The sequence below is a fragment of the Ideonella sp. genome (assembly GCF_041287625.1).
Classification (GTDB): domain Bacteria; phylum Pseudomonadota; class Gammaproteobacteria; order Burkholderiales; family Burkholderiaceae_C; genus Ideonella.
Window position 1 is genome coordinate 52,942 of the sequence record NZ_JBGGNH010000042.1, and the last position, 7,445, is coordinate 60,386.

Sequence of the window (7,445 nt, forward strand, 5' to 3'; positions counted from 1 at the left end):
GCGCGATGCAAATCCCTGCCGGCCTTGGCGGGTTGCTTGCCGGGCCTGAGCTCCGCCTGCCGACTCCGAGGGCTGGCTTCTGCAACGTGAAGTTCAGCGCAATCGCGTGCCGATCTTCATCGCAGTGCGCTGGTAAGCGCGGAAGCGGTGGCCCAGGCACAGGTGCAGCGGCATTGGCCATTCCTGCCGCGCCAGCGCCTGCACCGCCAGGCCACCCTGGTTGCGCAGCCGCGCCCACCAGCCCAGCTGCAGCACGATCACATAGGCCTCGCAGGCCGGGTCGGCCGGGATCTCGCGGCGCAGCAGCCAGGCCTGGCGCACGCCCTTGCCGTGCTGCGCCACCAGCTTGCCCATGGCCACGCGCGTGTCCGCCGACAGCTCCGCCGGCAGCAGCTTGCCCTTGGGGTCCAGCCGGTCCAGCTGGTGCTGGCGCAGCGCTTCCAGCTCGGCCCGGGCCTGCCAACGCTCGGCCCAGGGCTTGGCGGCGGCTGGGTCGCGCTCGATCAGCCAGGCGTGCGCACGTTCGCAGGCCCCGCGCGTGGCTTCCACGTCCAGGCGGATCGCGGCCTCCAGCTGGCCCAGCCCGCCGGCATCGTCCCGCGCCAGCCGGGCCGAGCCTTCGAGGAACAGGCCCAGCGCATGGTCCGGGTGCTCGCGGTTGAACTCGGCAAACGCCGCGCGCAGGTCCAGCTCGGGCTGCAGGCCCATGGTCAGGCGCAGCAGTTCCAGGCGCTGGTCGCTGTCGCGCTCGGCCATGGCTTCCAGTTCGGCCAGGCGCTGGCGGCGGGCCTGCCACTGCGCGTGCTGTTCGCCCCAGCCTTCGGCGGCGTTTTCGGCCCAGCTGCGCTGGAACTCGCTGCGCAGCGTGTCGGCCACCGGGCCCAGCAGCACCTGGGCCGCCGAAGGGCCGGTCAACGGGGCGGGCGTGGCCTGCGCTTCGGTGCCGTCTGCGCCCAGCGCCTGCAAGCGCTGTCGCAGCGTCGGGTGGGTGTCCATCGCGCCCGGCGAGCGGTCCAGCGCACGGTCCAGCCACGGGCCGGTGCGGGCAGCAGGCAACTGGGTGGCAACCGCCGCCCAGCGCAGCGCCAGGTCGGGTGGCGGCGCGGCCTGGTCGCGCGTGGTTTCCAGCAGTTGGTCGAAGAAGCCCGAGCGATGGGCCGAGGCCAGGTTGGTGCGCTTGAGCGCCGCCACGGCCGCCGCGCTGCCGACCAGCTGGGCCGAGGTCGCATCCGCCTGGTATTCCTGGGCCCGGGCCAGCACGAAGGTGTAGGCGTTGAAGTAGGGCGCATAGGCGCCCACCGCGCGCTGCATCAGCCGGCCGGCCCACCCGTGCCAGGTGGCGGCGTGGCCCTGGATCGTGGCCCAGCTGAAGCGCAGCCGGTAGATGAAGGCGCTGAAGCGGCCGTGTGCGCCGCAGAGGTGGCCGTATTCGTGCGCCACCACGGCCATCGCCTCGTCGGGCGACAGGCTTTCCAGCAGCGGCAGGCCCAGCAGCAGGTGGTTGCGCGGAAAGCCGATCAGCCCGAACAGCGGCCGCTGCACGATGGCCGCGTTGATGCCGTCCACCACCAGCACCTGGTGCACCGCCGGGCCGCGAAGCCGGCGGCGCATGTCGTCCAGCGCGGCGAACAGCGCCGGTGCGTCGGCCCGCTGCAGCGCGCGGCCCTGCGGCGTCGGCAGGCGCACAAACAACGCCCTCATGGTGTTGCGCAGCAGCAGCCAGACCGGAATGGCCACGAGCAGCAGCAGCTTGCCCAGCTTCAGCAACAGCAGCCAGGCCGCGGCCCCGCCCACCCACAAGGCGGCCGCCACCGCGCCACCCAGCAGCACCAGGCCGAAGCCCAGCCCCAGGCCGATCAGCCCCAGCAGCCCGAAGCCGGCCAGGGCCAGCAGTGCCACCTTCAGCTGGTAACGCCCTGGCGCAGCGGCGCTCTCGGCTTCCAGCTGCGCGACCATGCGCTCGAAACGTTCGATTTCCATCTTTCCTCCCTCACTCCGAAACTTCCCGGACCCTCGTTGAACCTGCGTTTTCCGCTTTGGAGGCATTTTGTGACGAGGCCCGCGCGCTGCACAAGCCGGGCGGCCCAGGCCCGTGTGGCCAGCCCTCGCCACCTATAATCGAAAGCTTCGCCAGACTCGGCGTGACCCTCGAGAAAAGACCCGGATGAAAGCCGCAGAGATCCGCCAGACCTTCCTGAAGTTCTTCGAGTCCAAGGGCCACACCATCGTGGCCTCGTCGCCCGTGGTGCCTGGGGACGACCCGACGCTGTTGTTCACCAACGCGGGCATGAACCAGTTCAAGGACGTGTTCCTGGGCTTCGACAAGCGCGCCTACACGCGCGCCACGACCAGCCAGAAGTGCATCCGCGCCGGCGGCAAGCACAACGACCTGGACAACGTCGGCTACACCGCGCGCCACCACACCTTCTTCGAAATGCTGGGCAACTTCAGCTTCGGGGACTACTTCAAGCACGACGCGATCAGCTACGCCTGGGAACTGCTGACCACCAAGTTCATGCTGCCGGCCGAGAAGCTGTGGGTCACCGTCTATGCAGAAGACGACGAGGCTTACGACATCTGGCACAAGGTGGTGGGCGTGCCGGCCGAACGCATCATCCGCATCGGCGACAACAAGGGCGGCCGCTACGCCTCCGACAACTTCTGGATGATGGGCGACACGGGCCCTTGCGGCCCCTGCACCGAGATCTTCTACGACCACGGCGAAGAGATCCCCGGCGGACCGCCGGGCTCGCCGAACGAAGACGGCGACCGCTACATCGAGATCTGGAACAACGTCTTCATGCAGTTCAACCGCACCGAAGACGGTGTGATGCACAAGCTGCCCAAGCCCTCGGTGGACACCGGCATGGGCCTGGAGCGCCTGGCCGCGGTGCTGCAGCACGTGCACTCGAACTACGAGATCGACACCTTCGTCGCGCTGCTGGCTGCAACCCGCAAGGCCGTTGCTGAGGCAGGTGGGGCTGGCGCGGCTGTCGCTGATGCATTGGTGGTCGACCCTGAGAATCCAAGTTTCAAGGTCATCGCCGACCACATCCGCGCCTGCTCGTTCACCATCGTGGACGGCGTGATCCCCGGCAACGAAGGCCGCGGCTACGTGCTGCGCCGCATTGCCCGCCGCGCCATCCGCCACGGCTACAAGCTGGGCGCGCGCACCCCGTTCTTCCACAAGATCCTGCCCGAGCTGGTCAACCAGATGGGCGATGCCTACCCCGAGCTGCGCCAAGCTCAGGCGCGCGTGAGCGAGGTCTTGAAACAGGAAGAGGAACGCTTCTTCCTGACCATCGAACGCGGGATGGAAATTCTGGAAGGAGCGCTGTCAGTTCTTCCGCGGGGCGGAGAGTTGACGCTCGGCGGAAACATCGCGTTCAAGTTGCACGACACCTATGGTTTCCCCATCGATCTGACCGCGGACGTGGCACGTGAGCGTGGGATAACCATCAACACAGCAGAGTTCGACGCGGAAATGGCGCGACAGCGCGAGCAGGCCCGCGCCGCCGGCAAGTTCAAGATGGCCGCCGGCCTGGCCTACACCGGCTCGCCCACCACCTTCCACGGTTACGACGAGCTGCTGCGCGAAGCCTCGCGCGTGGTCCAGGTCTATGTGGACGGCAGCCCGGTGGACGTGGCCCGCGCTGGTGACGACGCGGTCATCGTGCTGGACCACACGCCGTTCTACGCCGAATCCGGCGGGCAGGTGGGCGACACCGGCGAGCTGCGCAATGCCAGCACCCGCGTGGTCGTCGAAGACACCATCAAGATCCAGGCCGACGTGTTCGGCCACCACGGCCGCGTGCTCGAAGGCGAAGTCAAGGTGGGCGACACCTTCACCGCCCGCGTGAACGCCGAGCACCGCGCCCGCACCGTGCGCAACCACAGCGCCACCCACCTGATGCACAAGGCCTTGCGCGAAGTGCTGGGCACGCACGTGCAGCAGAAGGGCTCGCTGGTCAACGCCGAGCGCACCCGCTTCGACTTCGCGCACACCGCGCCGCTGACCGAAGCGCAGATCAAGGAAGTCGAAGCCAAGGTCAACGCCGAGATCCTGGCCAACGCCGCGGCGCAAGCCGAAGTGATGGCGCTGGACGACGCGCAGAAGAGCGGCGCGATGATGCTGTTCGGCGAGAAGTACGGCGACACCGTGCGCGTGCTCAGCATCGGCAGCTCCAAGGAACTCTGCGGCGGCACCCACGTGCAGCGCACCGGCGACATCGGCCTGTTCAAGATCGTCGGTGAAAGCGGCGTGGCCGCCGGCATCCGCCGCGTCGAAGCCGTCACCGGCGCCAACGCACTGGCCTACCTGCAAAGCCTGGAGCACACGGTCAACGAAGTGGCCGCTTCGTTGAAGGCCGCGCCCGCCGAGCTGAGCAGCCGCATCGGCAGCCTGCAGGACCATCTGCGCGCCCTCGAAAAGGAAGTCGCCTCGCTGAAGGGCAAGCTCGCCTCCAGCCAGGGCGACGAACTCGTCGCCCAAGCAGTGGACATCAAGGGCATCAAGGTCCTCGCCGCCACCCTGCAAGGCGCAGACGCCGCCACGCTGCGCGCCACCATGGACCAGCTCAAGAACAAGCTGAAAACCGCAGCCATCGTGCTGGCCGCGGTGGACGGCGGCAAGGTCCAGATCGCCGCAGGCGTCACCGCAGACACCATCTCCAAGCTCAAGGCCGGCGAATTGGTGAACTTTGTGGCCCAGCAAGTCGGCGGCAAGGGCGGCGGCAAGCCGGACATGGCGATGGCGGGCGGCACCGATGCTGCGGCCTTGCCGGCTGCGCTGGCGGGGGTGCAAGCCTGGGTGTCCGAGCGCCTCTGAACCTGCGCTGCGTACCTCATTCAAAAACCCGCTTCGGCGGGTTTTTGTTTTTGGGGCGCAGCAAGTCTGTGAGCCAGCGTGCTACTCCACGTCAACCCGGTTTTTCCTCGTGGGGTGCGGCGTAGCGATGGTGCTGCATCCCTACGGGAGAGGTTGACGAAATGGCGCTGCCTGCATCCAATGAGACCGGACGAGGACTGCTCCTTTCGCCGGGAATTTGGCAATGAATGACACGGGCCCAGCCGCTGGAAAAATCAATGCCGATGCGAACTTGCGGCCACTTGACTGTCCGATTTTATGGAGACAGTGGCAGGTGTTACGCAGCAAAACTGTCGCCCGATAAACAAGTTAGGCTTTCTTCTCATCCAAGCACTTGTCGTTCTCTACGCCACCAAATGCCAGCCACCACAGATATCGAGGAAGTGCACCAGGCCATAGGCGAATTCGTCGTTTTCTTTCAATCAATTGAGGACATGTATCGCCAAATAGGCTGGTTTCTCATTGACCCGGAAAAAAACACTTGGCCTCCCGTTGCACTTCGCAAAGAATCTAATGCTGACCTTATAGACAAGGTCACAGATCTGTTTCTTGCAAAAACTAAGCAGCATGCCTTTCCCAATGGTGCAGAGAGGGCGCAGGAAGCGGAGCAATTGCGCAGCATATTTCACGCACTGAGAAAATTCAGGAATAAAGTGGTTCACTCTGCGTACCACGAGGTCGTTGCTGGAGGCCAAGTCGCAGCAATTCTTCGAACAAATCCAAAAATCTTAATAGACCCAGATACCGGGGAAGTTGAGTATGACCAAGAAACCTTTGAAGTGGACGCCATTCGCAATGCAATTGGCCAGCACGTTCAATCGTTCTTTCTTCTGCACTCAATCAGAATGCAACTAATTCATTGGTATCCGTACGAACAATTCCCAAGCTCGGAGGCGGACGCGCCTCCTACTGCGGCTTCCATCTAATCTTGGATTCATACAATGATTTCAGCACCTGTCACCAGCCTAACTGGTTGGTCAAGCCGACACCAACAAGCTCCGCTTGTTGGTCCCCTCCGTGCTGCGTACTCCGGTGCGGCTTACCGCGGGCGTTAGGCGTCGAAACATGGGCTTCCTATCTCGAGTGCTGTTTGGCAAGCCCCCACGCCGGATCGAACACCCGACGTTCGGCGAAGCGTTGCTCATGTCGGCTAAACATGGTTCGTACTGGGAGGTTGAAACCGAAGTGGGAGGAACGCCCTTTATCGTGGCAATTGAGACAACCGATGAACAGGAGCCCAGCGAAGCGCAGGCAGAGTTCTTCAAGAGGTTCGCCAGAAACCCGGACCTAGCCTTTCAGAGGGCGTCTGCGCTTCTTATCCCAGAATACGAGAAGTGGGTGAGAGGGCCCTTCCCGGCAAACTGGCGCGAGGGATTCAAGTTCACGAGCATGTCTGTCCCGCTACGCGGCGACGAGCACAGCCCGTGGGATCTATCATTCGAGTGCCTTAAAGATCGTGATGGTCACCTCTTTACGTGCACGTTCCAGAATGGCTTGCCAAAGGAGCTCCAAGTCGATGGCTAGCCGCAAACAAGCGCTGACGCCTAACCCATCTACAGGGACTTCCCCGCGCGTCAATGCCAACAGTTGATTAAGGTGCCTTTCTTCTTCCTCCAAAGCCGAATTGCGCCCGCGTGGATGAATCACGACGAGGGACAGACTGCACATCTACAGGCGGCCTTGTTGCACCGGAGTTTGGTGCGGGCCCAGATACGAACCGCTTGGCAGGGCTCCATTCATTCGCCGTCGTCACCGCGAACGGTGCGACACAGGGTTTGTCGAACTCGCCTGCCACCGGTCTGACCTGTGTGATGCATCTACGAACGCGCGTCTTCGAAGGAGAAATCAGTAATGGTTTTTGCTGAACCTTTGGCGTAGCGTCAGTTGGCAGGAACCATGGGGCCAGCCGCCTCGCCGGGTTTGATCGACACATGATTCGGGTCGAACGTTCGACCCTTGGCCAACACGGCCCACAGGATGCGCGCGTTCTTGTTGGCCAGCGCCACCACGGCCTTCTGCCAGCCCACCCGCTCCCTGAGCTGTACCAGCCACTGCGAGATCCGGTCGGCGCGTTTGTGGGCGGTCATCACCGCAGACTTGGCACCCTGGATCAGCAAGGTTCGCAAGTATTCGTCGCCGCGTTTGGTGATGCCGCCCAGGCTGGCCTTGCCGCCGCTGGAGTTCTGTTTGGGCACCAGTCCGAGCCAGGCGCCGAATTGCGCGCCGGAGCGGAACTGCGTGAAGTCGCCCACGCTGGCCACCAGCGCCGAAGCCGTGACCGGGCCAATGCCGCAAAGCTGCGCCGCCGTCTTGGCCTGCGCGTTGCTGCGCACATGCGCGGCAATGCGCTGATCGCACCAGGCGATGTGGCATTCGATCTCAAGCCACTGCAACTGCGCCCGCTGCAACGCCATGCGGGCCAGCGAAGGCAGTTCGCTGCCCGCGTCTTCCAGCACGTCGGGCAAGGCCAGGCGCAAGGCATCCGGGCTCTGAGGGAACACCAGACCGAACTCGGTCAACAGGCCGCGAATGCGGTTGATGCAGGCGGTGCGTTCTTCCTTGTAGCCCTCGCGCAGCC

Annotated in this window: 5 protein-coding genes; 3 read left to right on the plus strand and 2 right to left on the minus strand. The window is 64.5% G+C overall.

What is annotated here, in order from left to right; translation table 11 throughout:
* Positions 1–93 precede the first annotated feature (93 nt).
* On the minus strand, positions 94–1,980 hold the full coding sequence (locus tag ACAH41_RS16820) for a M48 family metalloprotease (RefSeq protein WP_325653941.1): 1,887 nt from the start codon (positions 1,978–1,980) through the stop codon (positions 94–96).
* A 184-nt stretch (positions 1,981–2,164) separates the two neighbouring features.
* Between ACAH41_RS16820 and alaS the strand changes: the two genes are divergently transcribed.
* The 3 genes from alaS (at position 2,165) to ACAH41_RS16835 (ending at position 6,391) form a co-directional block, all read left to right on the plus strand.
* On the plus strand, positions 2,165–4,828 hold the full coding sequence (gene alaS, locus ACAH41_RS16825) for an alanine--tRNA ligase (RefSeq protein ID WP_325653939.1): 2,664 nt from the start codon (positions 2,165–2,167) through the stop codon (positions 4,826–4,828).
* Positions 4,829–5,223: 395 nt separating this feature from the next.
* Positions 5,224–5,793, plus strand: coding sequence for a hypothetical protein (locus ACAH41_RS16830; RefSeq protein WP_325653937.1), 570 nt, complete (start codon positions 5,224–5,226; stop codon positions 5,791–5,793).
* Between the two features lie 139 nt (positions 5,794–5,932).
* Positions 5,933–6,391, plus strand: coding sequence for a hypothetical protein (locus ACAH41_RS16835; RefSeq protein ID WP_325653935.1), 459 nt, complete (start codon positions 5,933–5,935; stop codon positions 6,389–6,391).
* 356 nt (positions 6,392–6,747) lie between these two features.
* Here the strand turns inward: ACAH41_RS16835 and ACAH41_RS16840 are convergent.
* A partial coding sequence (locus tag ACAH41_RS16840; protein WP_325653933.1) for an IS110 family transposase occupies positions 6,748–7,445 on the minus strand: 698 nt, incomplete at its 5' end.